At 59.8% G+C, this 22,500-nt stretch carries 13 protein-coding genes; 3 read left to right on the forward strand and 10 right to left on the reverse strand.

Annotation, left to right across the window (positions count from 1 at the left end):
* Positions 1–104 precede the first annotated feature (104 nt).
* The 7 genes from U4Y91_RS25245 to U4Y91_RS25275 form a co-directional block, all read right to left on the reverse strand.
* Complete coding sequence (locus tag U4Y91_RS25245) at positions 105–2,111, reverse strand: DUF3732 domain-containing protein (protein ID WP_321807366.1); 2,007 nt, start codon at positions 2,109–2,111, stop codon at positions 105–107.
* Between the two features lies 1 nt (position 2,112).
* Entirely contained in the window at positions 2,113–2,586 is a 474-nt protein-coding gene (locus U4Y91_RS25250) for a three component ABC system middle component (RefSeq protein ID WP_321807367.1), read from the reverse strand.
* An 8-nt stretch (positions 2,587–2,594) separates the two neighbouring features.
* Positions 2,595–3,905, reverse strand: a complete 1,311-nt coding sequence (locus U4Y91_RS25255; protein ID WP_321807368.1) for an ABC-three component system protein — start codon at positions 3,903–3,905, stop codon at positions 2,595–2,597.
* Between the two features lie 351 nt (positions 3,906–4,256).
* On the reverse strand, positions 4,257–10,139 hold the full coding sequence (locus U4Y91_RS25260; protein WP_321807369.1) for a DEAD/DEAH box helicase: 5,883 nt from the start codon (positions 10,137–10,139) through the stop codon (positions 4,257–4,259).
* 32 nt (positions 10,140–10,171) lie between these two features.
* Positions 10,172–12,241 carry a hypothetical protein gene (locus U4Y91_RS25265; RefSeq protein ID WP_321807370.1) on the reverse strand — a complete coding sequence of 690 codons (2,070 nt, stop codon included), beginning with the start codon at positions 12,239–12,241 and terminating at the stop codon, positions 10,172–10,174.
* Between the two features lie 10 nt (positions 12,242–12,251).
* Positions 12,252–14,795, reverse strand: a complete 2,544-nt coding sequence (locus U4Y91_RS25270) for a hypothetical protein (RefSeq protein ID WP_321807371.1) — start codon at positions 14,793–14,795, stop codon at positions 12,252–12,254.
* A gap of 20 nt (positions 14,796–14,815) precedes the next feature.
* Positions 14,816–16,168 carry a DNA cytosine methyltransferase gene (locus U4Y91_RS25275; protein WP_321807372.1) on the reverse strand — a complete coding sequence of 451 codons (1,353 nt, stop codon included), beginning with the start codon at positions 16,166–16,168 and terminating at the stop codon, positions 14,816–14,818.
* Between U4Y91_RS25275 and U4Y91_RS25280 the strand changes: the two genes are divergently transcribed.
* From U4Y91_RS25280 to U4Y91_RS25290, 3 genes are all read left to right on the forward strand, one after another.
* Positions 16,116–16,499 carry a very short patch repair endonuclease gene (locus tag U4Y91_RS25280; protein WP_321807373.1) on the forward strand — a complete coding sequence of 128 codons (384 nt, stop codon included), beginning with the start codon at positions 16,116–16,118 and terminating at the stop codon, positions 16,497–16,499. The two genes, U4Y91_RS25275 and U4Y91_RS25280, sit on opposite strands and share 53 nt — an antisense overlap.
* Positions 16,500–16,904: 405 nt before the next feature.
* Positions 16,905–17,738, forward strand: a complete 834-nt coding sequence (locus U4Y91_RS25285) for a DUF932 domain-containing protein (RefSeq protein WP_321807374.1) — start codon at positions 16,905–16,907, stop codon at positions 17,736–17,738.
* A gap of 129 nt (positions 17,739–17,867) precedes the next feature.
* Positions 17,868–20,093 (forward strand): ParB/Srx family N-terminal domain-containing protein, encoded by a 2,226-nt coding sequence (locus tag U4Y91_RS25290; protein WP_321807375.1) that lies wholly within the window; start codon positions 17,868–17,870, stop codon positions 20,091–20,093.
* A gap of 48 nt (positions 20,094–20,141) precedes the next feature.
* Here U4Y91_RS25290 and U4Y91_RS25295 read toward each other — a convergent pair whose 3' ends face one another.
* The 3 genes from U4Y91_RS25295 to U4Y91_RS25305 are packed head-to-tail and all read right to left on the reverse strand — an operon-like array spanning position 20,142 to position 22,044.
* The gene (locus U4Y91_RS25295) at positions 20,142–20,876 is read right to left on the reverse strand and encodes a hypothetical protein (RefSeq protein ID WP_415750492.1); all 735 of its coding nucleotides are present in this window, start codon (positions 20,874–20,876) and stop codon (positions 20,142–20,144) included.
* Positions 20,863–21,570 (reverse strand): protein mobD, encoded by a 708-nt coding sequence (locus U4Y91_RS25300; RefSeq protein ID WP_321807376.1) that lies wholly within the window; start codon positions 21,568–21,570, stop codon positions 20,863–20,865. Before U4Y91_RS25300 ends, U4Y91_RS25295 begins: the two co-directional genes overlap by 14 nt.
* 9 nt (positions 21,571–21,579) lie before the next feature.
* On the reverse strand, positions 21,580–22,044 hold the full coding sequence (locus tag U4Y91_RS25305) for a hypothetical protein (protein WP_321807377.1): 465 nt from the start codon (positions 22,042–22,044) through the stop codon (positions 21,580–21,582).
* Between the last annotated feature and the right edge of the window lie 456 nt (positions 22,045–22,500).

The raw sequence follows: 22,500 nt of genomic DNA on the forward strand, positions 1-22,500 counted from the left end.
TTATCTGCTGCTGGAGCCCGCCATCAAGGAGAGCGCCGATTTCGAGAAAGTCGTCAATCGCCTTCTCGGTCTCACATGGCGTTGCCTCCGCGGCGACGAGCGTGTCAATCTCGGCGTGCCCCGACATTGGGGTCCTCGGCATCAAGCCAGGTCAGCGGTACAAGCTTTTCGCCGTAGCGCCACTCGCGCACAAAGTGGACACCATCTCGCCCCTCCCAGAATTGGTGCCCCGCGTGGTCGAGCACAATGATCTGCAGGTGCTCCCTGAACCTAGACGCAGCCAACCCAAAAATAGCGAAAAATCGCTTTACAGCGTCCGAATCCTCGTCCGGCACCTGATAGTCCTCTTCGATACTGTTATCCGAGAGACGTCGGGGGAAGTACACCTGGCTCGGTTGGTCGAAGACGAGCAAGCCTGGAACAGGTGAATGCTCTTCTCGAGCGAACAGCCAGTGGAGTGCCAAGAGCGCCGACACGTGGTAAGTTAGCCAATTTGCACCACTTCCGAGCTGCCAAAGATAGTCAAAACCACCATTCTCGTTGCTGACTTTGACCGTCAACTCCTTGATGTCGAGGAACAGTTCCGCGGACTCGTCTTCTGCGTCGAGTCGACGCGCAAGCCCTCCCATCGACCGCTTGAGACGCAACTGAATTTTCGCGAGTCGTTCCTCGTAGGAATGGCCCGCCAATTCTCCTTCCAAGACTCCGATGCGGGCCAAAATCCGGTCGAGCTCTTCGCGCGAAGCGTTGTTTTCCTTACCCTTGTAGACCACGAGTGCTTGTTCGAGCGCTCCGATGAATCGGGCCGCCTGCGTAGCCAACAGCTTCTGCTGTCTCGCATGCCGATTCCGGGCCTCAATGCCTTTCCTCTTCGCCGCGACAGCGCCGAGCTCGTCGACTAGCTTCCGCAAATCCTCATCCAACTTGACCCAATCTCGGTCGTACACTGAGGGAGCTCGAGAAACCCGTCGCGCATCTGACTCAACGACCACCAGTGCATCGACGAGCGTGTCGACTTTTTCAGCATGGCTATCGAGTGATTGACTGCACACCGGACAGGTCGCATCGACAGTGTTCGTGATATGCGAGTGAAGCCACCTCGAAAGACCAAGACGCTCCTGTCGTTTCTCAAGAGACAGTTCGAATTGATTGACCGTCGCACGAAGGTCAGAAAGTCGGCTCATACGGTGCCGAATCTCAGCCACCTGAGCAGCCAGCGTCGCCTCCCGTTCCGTAAGCTGGCCATACTCGTCTGCAGCGTCCGATATGACGTCAGCTCGAAGAACCGGGGTCGGCAAATTTGCGGAGGTCACCTTCGAAAGCGCAGTCAAAATCCTCGACTCGCTCGCCCCCTTCAACGAGTCTCTGGGCAGCAACCCAAGTTCGTAGGCCTCCGAGACCCAGTTCAACAGGTTGGCACGCCACGTTTCTGATGCCTTGGCATATGCCTGCAGCTCTCGTTCCTGCACGCGAGCGGCGCGCTTCAGGTTCTCGAGCTCAAATTGCTTCTCAAGAATTTCCGGCGTTGTGACGCCGAGGACATACGGGAATATCGCGCGCAACTTCTCACGGTACTCGGTGAGGTCTGCACGGTAGAACAGAACATCGGGATTGGCCACCAGATTCTGCGGCTGAAAGCAGAATGCCATCAGGTCGCGGAAGCTCGGCCGCGCGTTGTAGCTATTCGACGTCTTCTGCGCGTCGGTACCCAAGCGAGTCAGCTGAGCCAGCCGGTCCATCATCAACTTGACCTGGTCAACGTTCGTGTTGGCAGTCGGAACCTTCAGTGGAGTCTCGCCCTCCACAACTTCCCGCACGTACATCTCCGTCGAGCTCGGCTTCGCCCCCGGTTCAGGTCGGGCAAGAAGCTTCAAACCCTCTTCCGTATCCACGACGATGCCGAACCACGCGACGGACTTTCGAATGACGCCTACAGGGATTGCGCACCGCTCGGAGGCCAGGCAGTAGTCGATGATAGGGATAATGGACGACTTCCCGGTCTTCGAAGCGCCGGTGATGATGTTCGCTTTGTTCCGCTCGAAGGGCACAACTTGAGGAGCGAGGCCAGCCTTCCGCGGCCACAAAATGAGCTCAATGATTTGCAGCTTCAATTCACAGCTCCAGATGAAAGATGAAACAGAATTCCCGCAGTGACACTTCAGCAGCCCAACGCCCCAGCTTCTCTGCTGACTTCACAAACGCCTTCGGCATGCTCTCGCCAAGTTCTGGCGGCGTAGTTTCCTGAGTACGATAGGTAGCCTCGTCCAGTTGGATAGAGACTAAGCCAGCGCGCAACGCTATCGCGAGACTCTCACTCGACAAACTACGCATGGAAAGCGCGTTCATTTGCGTCATCGCCGCGATCGATTCATCTTTCGATAGCTTCTCTTCAATCTTCCTGAGCCCCTTCTTAGTCTTCGAAACGACATCGAGTACTGCCTTGTTGTAAAGCAAAGGAATTGTGACGAATGCGTACGGCAGAGGAACTGCGACACCCGCCTTCGATTCATATGCACGTCCGAACATCCAAATCAGTGCGGCACCCAGTCCCGGATTTTGGACCTGCCACATCTCCTTGGTAAGCATACGAGGTCCTATTTGGTTCGGTTGGGCAGGAGAGTTCGCCAATCGGGATGCCAGCCGATTTTGGTCTCGTCCGCTATCGCATGAAAGCTTCCCCGCGAGAAATAACCCGGCACGGGGACAGCGCGGATAGCAGTATCTTTTTTCAAGCAATGGAAAAGAAGGCTCACCCCTCGCTCGATCGGCGTTTTCTCTGCCTCGCGCATCTCGACCTCCATGGAACTATCATTCCAGTGTTCCACGAGAACGTCGATGTAGGTGCTGAGATTTTCCGCATTCAGATGCCCACGGTCAGCCCATTCAGTCCGTGCCGCGGATGCGCGCAGATAGTCGCTGACGCAACGCTCGATATGCTCTTGCTTCATCTGCAGGAGGTCGAGCTGCCGGACGTACATCCGGCTGGCGAGATGGTCGTCAACCTCTGTTCTCGATGGTATTGACGTGTGTTCGGGAAACGCCTTCAGAGTCCCTAGGGTCCGCTCTTGCACCGCAAGGCGATACTCTCTGAACTCGTTGTAGGAAATGCCGACGACCCCACGGTCTTCAATTTGCTTCATCACCCGTGCCTTCACCCAGCCAAGAAGAGACTCGGTGACCGTGTCCAGATGCTCATCGGGAACACTCCGTGAAATCTCGACTTTCACTTCTTCAATCGGCGACGCGATGCCAATGTCGAGAGAAAAATCCACGACGATTGAGGCTATGAATTCGTCAGTACGAGCGAACAACCTGTTGAGTTGCTTGACAACTGCTGCCGCACTCTCCTGATCACCCCCTTCGCTCGCTTCTGATGAAGATGCTCCAGCCGACTTCGTTACTTTCGCTGCGGCCACCTTTTCGCTTTTCTTGCCGCCGCCCTTGGCGGCCTTCTTCGCGTCGCCTTTGACAAGGTCCGCAGCAAAGTGCTTACGGAGATCGGCGACAAGCTGGACAGCGTCGGCCGCATTTGCACAGCGGTGCAACCTATCGGCTATCGCACCGCGATGCTGCTGAACCACATACAACACATAGATTGACCCGGCGGGAAGGATTCCATCCGCCCGCGCATCGGCCCAGTTCGCCAGCGTTTTCCAAAGCCCAACCGCTCTATCCGCGATTGGATTGTGTGAGAGCCCGCTCTTCGCTTCCTCCGATAAAACGCCATCGGTAGTCTGCACCGACACGTCACCTAGGTGCTCAAGTGCGACAACGTCGCCGGCCTGAGCTCGCAATAGATGCCAGAGGACTCGGACCTCCTGGACAAAGAAACCATACGCCTGACCAGGGACCGACGTCCTGACGCTAACCTGTTTTTTTTCTGCAACCTTTTCTTCGATAGACATGGCGGCATTTTCACGATGACATCATTTTCTACTATGAAACCGGAGCTCCCCTTCTTTATCAGCGCGCAGATCCCTCGTGCACCGATCCAGGAACGCTAACGACGATCTTGGTCTGCAACCGGGGCAAGTGATTAACGACGGCGCGAGGTTTCCTCAAGCTCTAACGAATTCTCGCAACAGCGCGCGCGAAGGCAGGACGCGCTTCGCTCAGCCGAGCGAAGAAACTCACCCGACACATCGGGGCAGCGCGTACTGCCGATAAAGTCTACTTGAACGCCCGGAACACGCTTTGCGCGGGCATTTTTTGGTCACCGCCGACCAACATCCAGCCCAGTTGCCAGTCGACACTGGTCAATCGCTCCTACTTGAAGCCGATTGCATATCTGCTAGCGCACGAAGAGGCCGACGCTCCAGATTGAAGGTGTCGACATACTGAGCATCAGGTCGCCAGTCAGAGCCCAGCAACCTCCTGGTAACGTCGTCCGTTACCCGCCAGAGCGGGTGAACTACCACAACGTGGCCACTAATCGCCCCATCCACTGTCGTGATCGTAAGCGATGGCAATCCTGATGCGCTGAGACGTTCGTATGAGAGCGTGGCGCGCCGCATTTCCGCAACCTCTCTGGTCAACTCATGAGCTCTTTCCATCCAGCCACTTACCTCCGGCAGAACCAGGTCTCTGTCGTCAAGCCCACAGCTGTATATGGGCGACGCCATGGCACGCAGATAGGACAAGCCGAGCCGCCAGTCCAGCAGCCCATGGTACCGGCGGTTGCTATACCGCTGAATGCAACGATAGCAGGATGTCTGGCACTGGCGCGCATGATCGCCATCCAGATCAGTGCCGAGAAAGTCCTGGAGTGGCCACGTCTGCGTATCGCGAAGGATGGAATGAATAATCTCGATGATGCGAGGGGATCCAGATGCCTTCTCTACCTCGCCGAGCCTTCTGCAGAGGCCGGATCCATTAATCAGCGCGTCGGCAATCTGAAGCATTGGCTTGCCCGCCCTCAGTCTCGGCTCCAGAGCCTCGAACTCGTCCGGTGAAACGTCCAGTTCAAGGGCAGCCTTATGGACGAGAATCTGAGTGGCGCTTATCGCAGCCGCGCGCGTAGGCAGATGTAAATACTGACCGCGACGTGCAACGCTACGCAGGGAAAGACGGGAGTCAAATTCATCAAGCTGAAGATAAAGCGCCTCGGTCTTCTTGCGAGCAATCAATCCAAAGTGATGACGGCCGCCCTGTGGGGTCCAGCGCGAACCGCGCTGGTTCTCGCGCATTGACGCATCGATCGCCTGTGGTCCGTCAATCCTGGCAGGCCGCGCCGTCAGGGGAACAGGCACCGCGCGCTCTTCCACCAGGTCGACCGTGAATCGTTCGCCTTCTCCGTCGTCGCCCGATACCCCGTCGTTGAGTTGCATGATGGTAACATCAGCCCCGCGTCGGACGACAATGTGCCCGCAGGTCAGACCTTCGCCTTCCCGCAACACCGTAGCGACCGTTCTTGTTGCCATTCGGCCGCTCTCGTCGGAATCGCTTTTCGGATGAAAATCCGTGCGGAACGCGGTCGGCGTGACGTATCGCTTGAACGCTTCCGCGTCGATGGTCCCGTGACAATCGTCACAGGTCAGTGAATCGACGGGTTCCTGTTCTTCGTGTCTTGCCGACCCGCAGTGGCGACAAAGCGCAACGTAAGTCGTCGACTCGATCCACTCGGACACGGTGCGCAACTCGACCTCCTGCCCTTGCCGACGAGGCTCGGCAAGGTCTCCGGTAAATCCGATGACTTTATGTTTCTGCTTGTCCTTAACAAGGACCGCTCCCGGAGCGAACTCAAACACTGCAAGGTCAAGGTCGCGATCCATCGTTGACCATTGATAGTCTGTGGACGGCTTGTCCTCTTCTGCCCTCAACCCCAGATACAGTTCTCGAACTCGCGTGGGCATCCCGTACATGGGAAGGACCCCTGCTTCAGCCAGGAAGCGCGCCAACCCGATACTGACCTGTGGTGCCTGGGTGCGCAGCTGGTTGATCTCGCCAACCAGATTTTCGACAGTCGCTTCACTGAGCAAGCGCTGTCGCTGGTCAAGGCTGAACGTCGCGGCGTTGACAAAGTTGTCGCGAACCTCACTCGATCGTTGTAGCGCCGCCCGTAGACGTTCTGGCCAGTTCGCTTCAACGTCATCATAGTAGTCCCTCGTCGTCACATATTCGCCATGCACATCGGGGGGAACGAGACGGTCGCCAGGGTACTCCCAGCCGCGGGCCGCGCATTCCCGCCTGAGCAGAGCGAACGCTTCTCTCAGCCATGCTTTCTTGAGCAGTCTGAGAGGAACCGGATCGTGGCTGATGGCCAGAAACGGCGGTGGAGGGGGGTCTCCCGTAATCGCTTTGGGGTGCGCAAAATAATATGCGTCGTGGCTACGGCCACGACAAAACGTCACAACGAACGAAAAGGCCTGCCCTCGCCGACCGGCGCGCCCGACACGCTGCTGGTAGTTGAATCGTTGGGGAGGCATGTTTGCCTGATACACACTTTGCAAGGCGCCAATGTCAATCCCAACTTCCATCGTTGTCGTAACTGACAGCATGTCAATCTCTGAAGCGAGCTTCTGAATATCGCCTTCCCCATCGACAAAGATCCCCTTGAAGCGCCGCAACCTTTCAGGGAAATCGTCCGTTTGTCCTGTGAGCTCTTCAACACGGAGCCTGAACCGGTTGACTCCCTGCTGTTCGCCGCGCAAGATCCGCAAACCGAGAAAATTCTCCTGCCACAAACTGCTGACCACACCGGTTGGCACCGCGTCGAAGGGCAACCCACATCTCGTGCAAAGATTGAATCCCGGATGAAGATGTACCCGCTTGCAGTTGGTGCAGCGCCAATAGGAATCCGTTTCCTTCGCCAACCTGAGATACAGATTGCCAATCTCGAACATGCCGCTCTTGTGTCCCCGGCCGGCAAACCTGTCAAGAACGCCAGTCAAACCGTCAATGTAGTTGGCTTCGCCAAAAATGCGCTGCGCGAAACGCACAGTTCGCCGATTTTTGACGTCATGACCTGTGACCCATTCAGTCATCCGGCCCTCGTCTGCGTAGCGATTGTTCCGCACTCTGGTTGCGCTCGCAAAAATACGAAGCCACGCGTCCAGCCTGTCGTCCTCGGGCCCCGTTCTATCAGACGTCGACGGGTATGCAAGTCCCGTTTCCTCTAGAGCAAAAAAGGTGTTTGCGAAAATGACGTCGTCGATGAGCTCATACTGCTTGTCGAGAATGCGCGCATTGAGTTCGTCCTTCGCCGCCTGGGGGAGTGACGGGCGATAGCGCACCTTGCCGGATTCGACTTCGAAGAGTCGATGCCAGGGCTCCCCCTTGAAAGCCATGCGGCCAGCCTCATCGAAAGGATGTATACCCATTCGCACCAGCTCGCTGACAATGGCGCCCGTGGAACCGTCCGCGCCAACGTACTGAAGCAGCTGGTCCAGTTTCACGTATCTGCCGCCATCGACCGGTTTGGCTTTGCCTTGCATGGCGGCGAACTGCGTCAGCAGCCGGTTGCGCCTGGCGGCGTTTTCTTCGTTGTCGGGAATCTGACTCAAACGGGTAAAGAATTCGTCCTGCGTCATCCATTCGTCAGACGCAGTCCGGGCCGCTTGTCGGGCCGCTGTCACGAGTACTTCCCGACGCAGGTCGCGCAGATGCAGCCGCTCAATCTCAAGCGCCTGATTGGCCGCGTCCTGCCGACTGTCTGAAAATACGATGCCTTTAGGCTCCGCACCGATGGCATGCAGTAACTCGAAGAGTTCCGTCGCAACGAGCTGGGACGCCTTGGTAACGCCGGTGCGGAACGCGCGGATGGGAGACCGGGAGCGATTTGTCGGTGGGCGGTTCGAATAATCGGTTCCGCATTTTGGACAGCAGAACGGTTGCGCCGACGGGCGCCCGGTGATCTTTCCCTTGGGCCCCGTGACGGCGGCTTCCCGTTGGAAATACAGATACCCTCCAACCTTTCCGTCGGGAACATCATCACAAACGCGGACCACGCCGGTATCGACATCAAGATACGCGGCATCCCATTGATCATAGTCACGTTCGGGAAGCGAGCATTCCTCACGTCGAGGCCAGAAGACAGCGAATTCTTCGAGCGCCATCGAATCGTAGTACTCCGCGCTGGCGCGTTCAGGGAGATTGTCCAGATCGGCGGACGAAGGAAGGAGTTCCGTTGCGGTGCTTGCGCCAATCTTCTGCCCGCGCTGCCCCCCGACGAAAAGGTCCCCGCACGCTTCACAATACAGGAGTTCGAACAACCGCGCGCCACGCCGCTCCCCTGCGGCTGGCCTAGCGTGCGAGATCCCTCGTTCGACTGTCAGCCCCGTAAACGTGAGTGACCCGTCGATCAGTCTGGGCGCCCCGAAAAGTCCCTCAATGTTGCGCACAAAGGTATGCACGCGAAACGACGGCGTCTCTGCGCCAACTTTGACGTCCCATTGCCGGCTTTCGGGAAGTGCGCGGGCGAGCATCAGCCCGCGCAACGCAAGGTCACTGTCACCCGCTGTCGACGTAAAGATCCGAGCCGAGATCTCGGAGGCCACCGTTGCCCTAACCCCTTCAGGGCCAGTGCAGCCGTGCGCCAGCAGCGCAGCCGCAGCCTGTGCGACATGCTGTATGAGGTCTTCGTCTGTCGCCTGACGTGCAACCGATAACTCGGTCGCCACCTCCGACAGCCCTGCGAGAATCCGCTCTGGTTTCGCGATGCGAGCAACGAACCCCTCGCCATCTTCGAGCGCGCATCGCATGAGTTTTTTGAACGGTTCCGGAGAAACCGGCCCCGCTCTCCAGACGGGCATGAAGGGCTCGCCTCTGACAACGCAGTCGCGCCAGAATCCGGTGTCCGTCGTGCCGGCATCATGTTTGCCCGCACTCGTACCGAAGGGCGCAAAGAGGTCCCGCAGATAAGCCATCGAGTGCTCGCCTTGCACGCCGTCCATGGGCAGCGACGCAGACGATGCGAGGATCCGCAGTTTATGGCGCAGGCCAGGCTGATCGAGCCCGAGCCGCTGTATCAAGGTCTTGATGAGAAAAGCGACTTCGGTTCCGGACGAGCCCCGGACCAGATGCAATTCGTCAAAAATCAGGTAGAAGTAGGCGTCCTCACACGTGCGTAGCCAGTCCTTCGTCTTTTCGAAGATGGGATCTTCTACTTCACGTGACAACATCGCGCCGAGCATTGACGCATTCGTTACCAGAATATCGGGAGGCGTTCGCTGCATGTCCCAGCGGGACGACATTTCGCCGCCATCGACTGAGGGGAATATATAGCGGGTTTCGTCTGACTCATCATCCCCTGAGGTCCCGGCGTGCTCCCTCGCGATGCGATCGTGTTCCCGCGCAGCCTGCTGGTTTTTTTCGATCCGTCTCATTGCAGAGCGCAATTCGCGCAGCCGCTTCGCCCGACGCTCCTTTTCCTGCTGGTCCCCTGCCAGCCGCGGATGTGACTCGTACCCCGTGACGGGCGTGGCGCTCGTGTACTGCCCGAAGAAGATCCGGTTTCCCGCGAAGCGCTCGTCCATCACGTCGTGAGCTTCGGGAGAGTCAAGTGTTCTGCGCAGACGAACCATCTGATCCTCTACCAGAGCATTCATCGGGTAGAGAACCAATGCGCGCATCGCGGGTGGACGGTTTTCGCCCGTGCGGCGCGCCTGCCATTTTCCAGCTCTCTCGATCCACCAGTGCGTCTGCAGATAACTGCTTGCGGGCGCTTTCCACTTCACTGCTTCGTCCGCCAGAGCGGCGAGCAGAGGGAGCATGAAACTCTCGGTTTTGCCTGAACCGGTTCCTGATGTGACAATGCCGGGTTTGCCCGGGCGGATCCCCCTGCCCAACATCGCTACCTGATGTGTATACGGAGCGTAGGATGACTTTCTTCGTACGTCCCCTTCCACCGACTCTCCCTTGAACAGACCGCTCAAGGCAAGCTCAGCGAAAGCGATTTTTCCCTGTGCCGACAACGCACCCAATTCATCACCATCTTCGACCGCCAGTTGCTCAAGCCTCTTCGGGTTGGACTTATAGCGGAAGACGGGCTCGATCAGCGGCTCGGTTGCAAAAACATTCACCGTCTGCAACAGTCGTCGTCGTGCTTCAGCGACCTCCGGATCGGTAATTCGGAAGCTGGTCTCCACGTACGACACAAAAAAGTCCTTGATGCGATTGAAGCCGCCGATAGGATCAAGCATTGTCAGCCCCCAGAATTCACGATATTTATTGTTTAAGAGTTTGAGAAGCGTTCAGCCAAACCCGCTACGCAGGGATGTTCGCTGTCGCCGCAAATGGCGATAGCTTCTGCCGCCGCGCGGGTAGCGCTTATGGCGCGCATCACATCGAGTTTTCCGACGAAGCTGCTCGCAACACGCGCGCCCTGCGTGAGATCGGCCGCACGCTCATCCGGAGCGAATTGCATCGTCGCGCTGCCCGGTATGGCGAGAACTGCGATCGCCGATGCGCCTTGAACCAGCGCAGAGCTGATGTCCAACATGACTGCGCTGTTCCTGATGGAATCCGCCTCCTCAACGTCCGTCTCTCCGACCGTTGCACAGACAAACATCCGTCGCGGGAATACCCCTCGACGCATCCGGTCTTTCAGTGCGGGGTACCAGAAACGGGCACCGGATCGCTCTGCGCCTTCGATCACCGTCAACATCGACAAATTGCCTACCCGCGTAAGATCAAATGCCTGCGCCAAGGGCGTTGGCGCAGCGGTTCCGGACCGGGACCAGAGGTCCTCATAGGTAATGAGCGTGGGGTCGGCGAAGACACGCGCCGATTCCCCTCCCGAGAGAAACGCTTCGGCGACCATCAGGAACGCATCGCACCCCTGCCCGGTCAGCACGGGTACTTCGCCAGCAAGACACAGGGCCACGAACTGCAGCATGAGCGTCTTGCCGCTTTCGGTGAGTAACGAACAGTTTGCGACCGAGCTGCACAGGTCGGAGGGCCGCCCCTCGCGCGCGTCGGGCGCGCGCAGGAGCGGCGGATTCTGGCTCCGGTCTGTCGAGGGCGATTTTCCCAGCGCGGCGCCCGCGAGCAACAGTCGGTCGACATTGGCCTTTGCCTCGTCCCCGTCAACCCTCAGCTGAGCGAATCGGGTGCGAAGATCCGCTGTCGAGGCATTCAGGTCGCGCACTTCGTTATTCAGTCTGGCTCGGGCGTATTCCAGGTCTTGTACTTCCTCTTCGAGTCGAGCCCGGCGTGCGGAGAATTCATCACGCAACTCCTGCTCTCTGGCAGCGCGTTTGCCTGCCATTTCGACTGTGAGCGCTTCCGCTGCCCGGTGCGCCTCTGCTTCGATGGACGCGCGTCTACCGGCTTCCCACTCTTTTAATGTCTCGTCAAGTGCGTTCAGCCGCTCTTCGCGCTGCTGGTCGACGGAGCTGACAAGTTCCGACTCGATCTGCGCCCTGATCTCCCGCCGCTCGCTTTCTGCAATTGAGGCAGCCTCCGTCTCCAGCAGGGTCACGAAACGCGGAAGGGATAGAAAAACCTTTGTGAAGGTGCGAAACAGTTCACGATCGTCCGACAGACGATCCGCCAGTTCGCCACTGCGCAACCCGTCGAACGCGGCTGCGGTGTCCGCAGTTTCGAACGTCAGTGAACCGCCCGTTGCGTCTGCATGGTCCCGAAGCCAGTCGATGACGACATCGGTGCGGTTGTCTGCCTGTCGCATCAGCGCGCGCGCCCAACGGTTAAGGAACGCCTCGTCCGTGGACCAGTCGGCTGTCTGGTTGGGGGGCGTGTCGGGCGGAAGGTCATAAAGCGTCGCGCCCAGTGGATCCAGAACGGGCATGACAGCGTCCGGATCGAAAGCGTAGACCGCGACCCTCTGATTACGACTCGCAAAGAGCCTGCCACCGTTCCAGCGCGTCAGTTCAATCCTCGCGACTTCAGTCTGTGATATCTGCACATACCAGGTGCCGGGCGATCCGCTTGAGGCAAGGCCCTCCACAGTCAGCTTCCGGCGCAGATCATCCAGACTTTTCGAGGGCACTTCCGTGAAATGATGCAACGGACGATGCTTCGACGCCTGCCACTGGTTTCGTCCTTTGGGTGCCGGTAACGTGATCCTGAATGCAACCCAGTCACCGACGCGCAGTGCTCGCTTGCCGCGCTGACGAACCTCTACTTCTCCCGATTTCGGAAAAAGCTTCGCTGCGTTATCAACCGATGACCAACCGAGTTCTCCCTCCTTCCTGGAGGTGACGGCGACGTGAGCGACAATATCGTTGCGCCTGACGCATTGGCCCGCGTACCACAGACTACCCTCATAGAAAACGGTACTCATCAAGATCCCCTCACCCGCAGAGCGTGCCGTTCCGCCATTGCATCCGGACGCGCCCACCGGACCGACGCGCCATTGAAAGCTGATGGATCGTATCGGTCGCACTCTTTGTCAATTCACGTACGCAGCCAGGCAAAAGCCTGCGCAACCAGGCAACATCGTCGGGCCCCGCCGGATAGCGGTATGCGCCGTCCGTCAGCCCGGGCGTGCGCAGGTGTCGACGCCTGAGCAGTTCGGCAAGCGCGTCTGGAAGTCCACCATCACCGGCCAGCCGCACCAGTTGATCGCCGCGCGCGTCGAATAATGGAGTCTTCATCATCGAATGGGCGGCGACAATCGCAGATGTTCGCGAAAAGAAGTTTATTGATCGCCCACGCGATTCGACCTTATAGAGATCGTGGTCGCGTCCACCGCCGTGAGCGAGCCGGATAAGCTTCACTGCGCCAGTCGGCGTCCGGTCACGTGTGAAACGGCCTGAATTCCAGTCCCAGCGCGATGCCGGCGAATGCAGGTCCCCGAGATGCTGCGTCTGCTCCAGATCGAGAACGCCTGACGGCGCGAAAGCGTTGCCGATCGCCTGCCAGTGCAATCGGGCAGCGACAGTGGCGCCTGATGCGACCACGGCGCCGTAGATCGGCGGCGACCATGAAGCTACTCCGTTTCGACGGAAAGGCGCGCCACCGAGCGACTCGACAGCAGTCATGAAGTCGTCGACCAGACGCTTGCAGATAGCGCCCTCGACGACGGCCAGTTCCCGATCGCCATGACGCACGCAGAGGATCTGAGGCTTCCTCAGGGTCCATACCCTGCCTTTCCAGCCGCTTCGCAAGCGAGGCTCAATTAGGCCACTGTCATGAAGAACGCGCATCAGTGTCCAAGGCGACGCGTCGATGCCGGCACGCGAGACCAGATGTATCAGTTCGCTCTCGTCCCAACCCGAAGACCCTCCCGCATAAAGCGCTTCAATGAGGTTATCCATACGCGAGTCCACGGGTTCCCACGAGAGGCGTTCGTCGCAAACGAATTCCACCCGTGACGAGGACCGCGCACCTGCTCTCCAGCCGACCAGCTGACGCAGGCTGTCGCTCGCCGACTCCTCGCTGCCGCGTGGAACTGCGTCCTGAACGAACGAGACGCGAATGCGCCAGTGCGGCCGGTCTTCATCCGGAGAGGATTCTGGCTCAACGACAAACGAGCCTTCGACGGGCGTCTGGCAAACGAGCTGCCCGGGCGAGTGCTTATCAGCCTCGATCAGACCGGCGTGATCGGACAGAGCGCGAATCGTGAAGTCCGCTGTGTCAGCATCAACTACTGGCAAAAAGCCTGGTCGCCCCAACCACGAGCCATTGACGCGGATTCCTTGGCGGACGGCGGCGCGAAAGATGTGATCCTCAGTACCCGATACCAGACGCGCGTGCTTAACGAGCGTCTCAATCTTTTCGGGCGCGTGCGGCGCTTCAGTGAAGAACCATGCGCCGGACCGCAGAAGCGGTCCGAGTCGCTGACCGATGCTTGTGACCAGTCCTTTTTCGAAGGCGACATGAATTCTGGTAGCGCTGCGCCTCAGTCTGCTTTCGGCTCTCCAGCAACCGGCGCCGCACTGATAGAAGAACACCATGCCCTGACCGGGCACTCCCGCCAGGTTGACGCTCTCCTTTACCGCGTCGTCCCGTAACGCCGAATCAAGCGTGGCATGTAAGCGCGCAGCTTGCGACGTCGACTCGCCGACGATGAACGTTCGATCGCCATCCTCATCGAAAATCATGTCGACACGCGCGAGCGTTCTGATCGTCGTTCCCGCATTTGCGGCAACGCGCGTGAGCAGACTCCAGAACGGGTGATCGGCGATTGCCCGCTTTCGCGAAAGGTACGCTTTCGAGAAGTCACTGAAGGCCGCTCTCATGCCCCATGACGTCTGCGGTTCCGCTTCAATCGGTCTGAAGTGCGTTATAAGGGAAAATGGATCATTCAATGCAGTCGGATATCGCGACACGAAGCGCCCGAGCAGCCGCACGTCGGGCTTTCCAGGAAAGGACAGACGTCGTGTGTATCCGATATGAGTCCATGTTGGCGGTATTGCGGGAAGCACCAGCCTACGGAACGCCTCTCCCGCAGAAATGCGGGCATCAAGCCACACCACAAGGTCGCGCCACATGCTTGCGACACCCTGCAGTTGCTGGAAAGTGCTGTCAACGGCTAGCCATTTTGCGAGCTTGGCGCGAAACGCGCCGTCGGAATCTCCATGGTCAAGCAGACCGTCGATATACAACGTTGCGGCGAGATACGTAAAGAGATTGGGGCGCGTCCGCGTCGCTAGCCACGGTGAGCCGTACTTCAAGGCTTCGAGGAAGAAATTGCCCTGCAACAGCGCCTTTCTGAGGTGCTCCACGGCAGCCTGCTCATTGCCTGGAGGCGCACCACACGCCTGCGCGAGCGTCCACGGCGTTACTTCGAAACTTCGGATTGCACTGGCGTCGCCCTCGGGCCCAATACGCAGGTAGTGGGAGACCAGCCGGTCTTCCCAATCCTCGAACTTCTTAGGCGGCACCCAGTTCATGGCGATTCGCAACGCTTGATCTATGCGGCAAGATGCTGATCGTCTCGCTCATATTTTCCGGCGGCGACCGGTTCGAGCAAACGATCAGCCAGGAAGCGTACGACGGGCACGACCACGCCGTCGCCGATGACCTTGAACGCGCGGTAATAGCCGTCGGGTAGCAGGTAATTCGGCGTCAGTCCCATCAGCTTCGCAGCCTCACTTACCGTGAGCAGCCGCGTTTTGACCGTCTTACCGTCGACATAGATGATGCGAGGACGGGATGCGCCCCCTCGAGGCGTTCTTAGACATCCGAGCGTTGGCCCGAATGCGATCTCGGCGCGCTGCCGGTTTTTTTCGCCTTCGCGCCGCATCCGCAAATAGAGGCTGCCTACATGCGGACCATCTTCGGCCTGTGCATTACGCAGCCTCGCAAGGTGCGCTGGCGACATCATGCCCAGCAGCCGCTTCGTCTCAGCCGCAGTATCCCAGGTGGCCGAGTCAAGGTCGATCGATCTCAGGAGGGAATTCTTCCTGAGTTTGGGCGCAGTTCCAAGATCCCACCAGATCCAGTCCTTTTGCGATTTGCTGGACAGCACATCAAAAGCGCGGACGAGAGGTTGTGTATGCCACGCCAGAGTCGGACCGTCGGAGCACAAGTCCGCCTGTATCTCCCGTTCACGACGGACCGCAATCAGGAACACACGTGGGCGCGACTGTGGCACGAAGTGCTTCGCATCCGCGACGACTGCTCCGTAGCGATACCCGATCGCTCCCAGGGCATCACAGATCGCGGCGAAGTCGAGACCGCCATCGAGGGTAAGCAAACCTACAACGTTCTCCAGCACCAGCAGTGTCGGATGGCGTCGGGTGCGACGCAGATTTTCTACGAGCCGCAGGAACGGCCAGAGCGCGCCCGATCGGGTCTCGGACCCGTCATTCGCTCGCCCGACTCCAAGCCCGTTGCCTGCCAGCGAAAGATCCTGGCAAGGAAACGATGCCCAGGCGAGATCGACGCCACCTTCCAGGTCGTCAACGGAGACTTTCCTGACATCGCGATCGTCGAAATGATCGCGCCCCCAATTCGAGATATAGGTGGCTGCCTTCAGTTCGTCGACATCATTGGCGAAAAGACATTCCCAGTCTTTCCCCAATCCAGCGCGCGCCATCCCTCCACCAGCGAAGAACTCGTAGAAGGTGTATTTATCGGATATCACGAAAGGAACCCCGGTTCTCTTTATTCTCGACAGATTTTTAGTCTGCCAGCGATTGTATTCGAAACTGCATGGCGCATGCTTCTTTTTATGGCTATTGGGACGGGTTATGGATCGATCGCAAATAATGCGATCAGTCAGATCGACTGATACGCAGCCCGAGCTCACCGTTCGTCGCATGGTTCACAGGCTTGGCTACAGATATCGGTTACACCGAAAAGATGTACCCGGTTGCCCCGACCTCGTTTTCATAAGTCGACGAAAGGTTATTTTCGTGCACGGCTGCTTCTGGCACGGACACGCCTGCAAACGAGGAGCTCGTGTTCCAAAGACTAACACTGACTACTGGAAAGGGAAGATTGCGCAGAACGTAAATAGGGACATAACAAACGAAGCGAGGCTGGCGGCGTCCGGATGGGAAATCCTGACGGTCTGGGAATGCGAGCTAGTAAGACCGGACGAGCTTCGCGCAAAACTACAGGCGTTCCTCGCTGCGAACATCTCGCGATGAGCCAAGGACGCGACCTCTCCGTGTGATTTGTCCGATCGGTCCTACGGGATCAACACACGGTCAGTTTTGACCCTACCCATCCGCCGCCAACGCTTGATCGGCACCGTTGCCCGGTCAACTCGTGACAAGGCATGCACCCAACTCCCAGCTTCCCGCCCTTGACCCGCGACCGTAGCCGATCGCGGGCAGGCATCAAGGGGCTCGGGACCGTGTTGCCCGCCCCCCTCCCTCGCCTCTTTCCTTGACGCCTGCCCGCTATCGGCTCCTTCAGTCGCACGGGCGGGAACCCGGGAGCCAGGCAGCAGCAACGCCAACCCCGAGTTCCACCGGGAGGTATCCAGCCGCAACGGCAAGGCACCTCCCCTCGCCCGGTTCAGGTCCTCAACCTTGACTGTGGAGACTGTCATGCGACTCGCTTCTTCTTTCCATTACAGCGCCCCGATGCTGCGTGCGGATTCACCTCTCTCGGACGATCAGATTCGCCGCGTCGCCCCGTCCATCTTCGCGGATGGCAAGCACGAAAGCCGTTCCGAGCGCTACACCTACATTCCCACCATCGACGTGCTGCGCGGCCTGCGCAACGAAGGTTTTCAGCCCTTCATGGTCTGCCAGACGCGCGTGCGTGATTCTGGCAAGCGCGAATTCACCAAACACATGCTCCGGCTGCGCCATGCCGACCAGATCACCGGCGAGGAAGCCGATGAAATCGTGCTGCTGAACTCGCATGACGGCACCAGCAGCTACCAGATGCTGGCCGGCACATTCCGCTTTGTGTGCCAGAACGGCATGGTCGCGGGCGAGAACATCGCCGATATCCGCATGCCGCACAAAGGCAACGTCGTGCAGAACGTGATCAACGGTGCGTTCGATGTGCTCGATGGATTCGACCTGATCCGCGAACAGAAGGACGGCATGCGCGCCGTGTCGCTCGACCGCGACGAACAACACGCGTTCGCCCGCTCCGCGCTCGCGCTGCGGTACGACCCGACCGACGCCGACGCTGCCGCCCCCATCAGCGAAAGCCAGCTACTCGTACCGCGCCGCTTCGAGGATCGCCGCGACGACCTTTGGACCGTCTTCAACCGAGTGCAGGAAAACCTGACGAAGGGCGGCCTGCATGGCCGCTCCCGCTCGGGCCGCTCGATGTCCACGCGCCCCATTACCGGCATCGACCAGAACGTGAAGCTCAACCGCGCGCTGTGGATGCTCGCGGACGCCATGCGCCAGTTGAAGGCGTAACGAATGACGAGCGGCGCATTCACGTCGCCCCTCTTCTCAGCTTTGTGTCATGACGCCCGTCGGGTCACGTCCTGACGCATTCGCCCCTTACTGGCCCGGCATCTTCTTTTCTACTATCAGGAGTCGATCATGCAAGCCCAATCTGTTGAAACCGTCACTGCCGCTGTTGACGTCGTCGAATCCGCCACCGTGCTCGAAACGAACTTCGGCAACGAGCAGCCCGTCGTGACCGTGCCGTATTCCAGACTACAGCCCTCGCCGCTGAACGTGCGCACGAAGTCACCATCCGGCATTGCCGGACTGGCCGCGAACGTCCGTGCAAAAGGGTTACTGCAAAACCTCATCGTCCATGAGATCAAGGGCGCGCGCGGGAAGCAGCGCAAATACGGCGTGTGCGCGGGCCAGCGCCGCGAAGCCGCGCTCGATCTGCTGTTCGAACAGAAGCACATCGCCGCCGACTATCCGGTGCCGGTGCGGATCGTCAGCGAGGGCGAAGCACTCGCCATTTCGCTGATCGAGAACAGCGAGCGCGAAGAACTCGATCCGTTCGACGTGTTGCGCGCCTATCGGATGCTGGCCGACGAAGGTCGCAGCGTCGACTATATCGCCGCGCTTTTTTCCGCGTCGGCCCTCACCGTCAAACGGCGCATGAAACTCGCCAACGTATCGCCCAAGCTACTGGCGCTGCTGCGCGAGGACGCGATCACGCTCGACCAGCTTGCCGCGCTCGCCCTCGCGGACGATCACGACACGCAGGAGCACGTGTGGTTCGAAGCGAACGAGTGGCAGCGTCAGCCGCACTATCTGCGGCAGGCGATCACCCACGCCGAGATCGACGCGAGCCGCAGCCGCCTCGTGCGCTTCGTCGGCCTCACCGCCTACGAGGCAGCAGGTGGTTACGTCCGCCGGGACCTCTTCAGCGACGACGAGCACGCGGGCTATATTGCCGATGCCGATCTGCTGCAGCGTCTCGCCGCGCAGAAACTCGACACGGCCGCCGCGACGGTACGCGCCGAGGGCTGGGGCTGGATTGAAACGCGCGTCGAACGTGATGTGCTGGAACTGAATCGCTACGGCAGACTGCGCCCGGTTCAACGAACGTACACCGACGGTGAGAAGCACGAACTCGACGCACTCACCGTGCAGCACGACGCCCTGACCGACAAGCTCGACGCACTGCCGGAGGACGACGAAGACGCCGACGAGGAAGCCAAACGCCTCGACGCTGAAATCGAGCAGGTCGACGCCGCGATCCGCGCGCTTGAAAGCCGCGCTGTGGCATGGGAGGCATCGCAGATGGTCGAGGCTGGCGCGTTCGTGATCGTCGGCCCGCAGGGCGAACTCGTCATCGAGCGCGGCCTCGTGCGACGCGAGAACAGCGCGGCACTGGACGCTGTAGGCGCGACCGTGACCGGCACACCCGCAGCCGACGCGCCGGACACGTCCGCGCCAAAGGTCAAGCCCGTCCACAGCACGACGCTCTGCCAGCGGCTGACCGCGCACCGCACCGCCGCCGTCCACGCGGAACTAGTCGCCCAGCCCGCAGTCGCGCTCGCTGCCCTGCTACGACACCTGATTCCGCAGGCACTGCCCGAGCACTACGGCCACGCTTCCGCGCCGAACTATCTGGCATTGTCGGGCATCAATAACCGCGACAGTCTGCTGCGCGCAGCGGACGAGCTATCCGTCAGCCCGGCGTGGAACGCCATCGAGACGCAGCGCATGCGCTGGATCGCGGAACTGCCGGCGAAGCGGGCCGATCTGTTGCCGTGGTTGATTCGGCAGGATGCGCACACCACCCTGCTGGACCTGCTCGCGTTCTGTACCGGCACCCTGCTCGACGGCATCACGACATCGGAAGCGCCACATGCAATCAACACGCTCGCCAACGCGCTGAACCTCAACATGACGCGCTACTGGACGCCGACCCGCACCACGTATTTTGATCATGTCAGCAAGGCACGCATCACGGAAGTCGTGTCCGACACGGTGTCGCCAAAGGTAGCAGCCGACCTCGCCAAAATGAAGAAGGCGGATGCGGCAGCCGCGGCGGAACTGCGACTCGCCAAAATTGCATGGCTCCCGGAAATACTCACCGATCGCGAGATTCCAGCGATGCCCTCATGGACTATCCGCGAGGACGACAAGGATGCGGACACCGAGGAATACGGCAGCGGCAGGCCGGACGAAGAAGAATCCGACGCCGATCAGGAGGTGGGAAACGACGGCGACCGCCTCAATCACACGCCTCGCGATGCGCCCCCCTCCACCGACAGCATCGGCGAGCCGCCGCCGTGGCCCTTCCCGACCACCGCCTCGGTAAGCGCGGCGCAAACTGATCCAGACGTTGCGTAACCTTCACCTCGCATGCCTACGACGCGACACAGCTGACGGCAGCGCTCTTCAGGGCCTGCCGCCTGCTGACTGGACCGGTGCCGAGCGGCAATCCGAGGCCGTCGCATGACAGCCCCCTCGCCCTTCCATCCAACCGCCAGCGACCAACAGCATCAGGCAGAGCGAGATCCCGCCCGCCAGCCATAGACGGCGCATCGCGAGTGCAAAACGCCGCTCCACTCCTGCCGACATTGCGTCCACCCGCGCCACCGCTGCGTCGACAGCCTGTTCGAACGCACCGATCGCCTCGTCCAGTCGCGCGCGCTGCTCACGCCCCGAAACCACCGCTGCGCCAATCAGCCGATTCCCGGCCGAGCGCACCACCTGGCTGGCCAACCGTACGCTGAGCGCCGTCATGGCCGTCTCATTGAGATTCGCCAAGGTTTCCCGGTACCGCGCCTCATGTTCCTGGATCAGGTCTTCCGCCAACTTGATCGTCGCCTTGCACCGCTCGAGCGCGTCACGGTGTTGCTGCAGTAGCGCATCGGTCGCGCCTCCGACTTCCCGGCGCGCCGCTTCGAGACTGCCTTCGCTCGCCCACCGAATCCGTTCGGGCATCGCCTCGTACAGGCGCGCGTAGTATTCGAGTGCGGCGATGATCGACCAGAGCGCGTCGTTGTCCTGCAGGTTCAAGACACTCGACACCCGCCGCATCCGGGCCAGACTCGTCTCGTCCGGGACCTCGCCGGCCACTTCTTGAAACAGGCTGACGAGCGGATCGACCGCGCGTTTACGGCCCATCATCAGCCCCGGTAGTGCCAGTCATCGTCGAGAACATCGTGTCGCACAGCGATCGCCAGCGCAGCAATTCCGCCCGTTCGCCGATGTGCATCGTTTCCGACGCCACGCGAATCGACATCCGATGGCTACGCAGTTCGTCCGCGACGCGATCCGCCAGATCCGGAAAGTCGAGTGTGTGTCCGCGTGCTTCGATCGTCTTGCGAAGCAGTGAGGCCTGGTACAGCGCGAACTTGTCGGGTGCACCGAAATGGCCATTGCGCACCACATGGATCGTCGCATCGGGAAAGGTCGGACTGAACGCGCGCAGCAGTTCGAGACTGTCGCGTTGCCGGTTGATCACCCACAGTACGACAAGCTTGCGCCGCAGCTCGCCAAGCGTACCGGCCAGTGTCGCGCCAAAGCGGGCGACACCCGTTTGGCTGCGCGCCGCCGTGTTCACGACGACGGCCGCATCCCGATGTTCGTCGCAGAAGTTGACCAGACCGATCCAGCCCTCGGCTTCGTCCAGACTATAGGCAATGCACGGTAGCTCGTCCAGCATGGCCTTCATCACGTCGGGATTGGACGTATCGGTTTCCACCAGCACGACGGGGAGGTCGTGCCCCTGCAGGTGGTCGGCCAGCGCGAGCGAGACAAAGCTTTTGCCGACACCGCCCTTGCTGCCGCCAACCAGATAGATGGGGTAAGTCGTCGCCATGCGCGTCCTCTACAGGTTCTCGGTGTCGGGCGCGATCTCGAACGAGAACGCGTCCTGAATCACCATGGTCCCCGGCTTGGTCGTCGCCCTTTCCCTGTTCTGTCTATCGCGACTCCCTACGTGGTCGACGTTCGACAGCCTCGTTTGCTTGGGCTGCTTGGTGCGACGTGACGCGATCGCCTGAGCCGTCGGTCGAGCCATTCTTGCAGGTTCATCCTTGCGATCTTTCGCAGTGCGTTTCATTGCGTACCGCAACGTGCTGGCGCTGATATCGATGCCATCTTTCGCCAGTTGCTGAACGATCTCGTCGAGCGTGTAGCCTTTTTGTTGCGCGCCGCTGATTTGCGATTGCATCGACCGCACCGCATCGCGCACGGTGACACGGTGCTCATGGGCAGGCTTGTCCGGCAACGCGTCGAGACGGCGAGCCGCCGCATCCCATTGAGCTTGGGTGAAGTGCTTCACGATCGGCATGATTCGCCTCAACGCACTGCTTTGATACCATCTTGCTGACGGGAATAACGGACGTCAATGCCCGGAAACACGCCCGATTCGCGGGATTGGAACGCATGAGAACGGGCCGGAATGGCCCGGAACCGAAGATATTTTTTCGTCGCACGCAGGCAACGCACCTCGGATTGCACGAAGGCGTAGAGCAACGCCGGACATTCCGATCGAACGACGATCACGGTCCGTGGATAACGGTCCGCCGTTGGAATTCGTCGCTCGCGAGCATGCGTTCGATCTCGCGGGACTTTCCGTAACGTGCGCAGCAGACACGAATTTTTCCAGCGCGCCACGCGGACACCAGCTCATTCGATTTGCGCGAGCGCAGACGTCCTCATGCATCTGGACCATCACTTCTTATCGCGAAGCATGATCCGTCCACTTTTTCATTCTGTGCTCGACGATCAGCTTTCCTGCGTTGTG

The sequence above is a fragment of the Burkholderia sp. BCC1993 genome, assembly GCF_905339865.1.
Lineage (GTDB): Bacteria > Pseudomonadota > Gammaproteobacteria > Burkholderiales > Burkholderiaceae > Burkholderia.

Bases quoted from the DNA above. Each gene is read 5' to 3' on its own strand.
- U4Y91_RS25250 (WP_321807367.1), bottom strand. From the start codon at position 2,586: ATGCTTACCAAGGAGATGTGGCAGGTCCAAAATCCGGGACTGGGTGCC.
- U4Y91_RS25255 (WP_321807368.1), bottom strand. From the start codon at position 3,905: ATGTCTATCGAAGAAAAGGTTGCAGAAAAAAAACAGGTTAGCGTCAGG.
- U4Y91_RS25260 (WP_321807369.1), bottom strand. From the start codon at position 10,139: ATGCTTGATCCTATCGGCGGCTTCAATCGCATCAAGGACTTTTTTGTG.
- U4Y91_RS25265 (WP_321807370.1), bottom strand. From the start codon at position 12,241: ATGAGTACCGTTTTCTATGAGGGTAGTCTGTGGTACGCGGGCCAATGC.
- U4Y91_RS25270 (WP_321807371.1), bottom strand. From the start codon at position 14,795: ATGAACTGGGTGCCGCCTAAGAAGTTCGAGGATTGGGAAGACCGGCTG.
- U4Y91_RS25280 (WP_321807373.1), top strand. From the start codon at position 16,116: ATGCGATCAGTCAGATCGACTGATACGCAGCCCGAGCTCACCGTTCGT.
- U4Y91_RS25275 (WP_321807372.1), bottom strand. From the start codon at position 16,168: ATGCGACGAACGGTGAGCTCGGGCTGCGTATCAGTCGATCTGACTGAT.
- U4Y91_RS25285 (WP_321807374.1), top strand. From the start codon at position 16,905: ATGCGACTCGCTTCTTCTTTCCATTACAGCGCCCCGATGCTGCGTGCG.
- U4Y91_RS25290 (WP_321807375.1), top strand. From the start codon at position 17,868: ATGCAAGCCCAATCTGTTGAAACCGTCACTGCCGCTGTTGACGTCGTC.
- U4Y91_RS25295 (WP_415750492.1), bottom strand. From the start codon at position 20,876: ATGATGGGCCGTAAACGCGCGGTCGATCCGCTCGTCAGCCTGTTTCAA.
- U4Y91_RS25300 (WP_321807376.1), bottom strand. From the start codon at position 21,570: ATGGCGACGACTTACCCCATCTATCTGGTTGGCGGCAGCAAGGGCGGT.
- U4Y91_RS25305 (WP_321807377.1), bottom strand. From the start codon at position 22,044: ATGCCGATCGTGAAGCACTTCACCCAAGCTCAATGGGATGCGGCGGCT.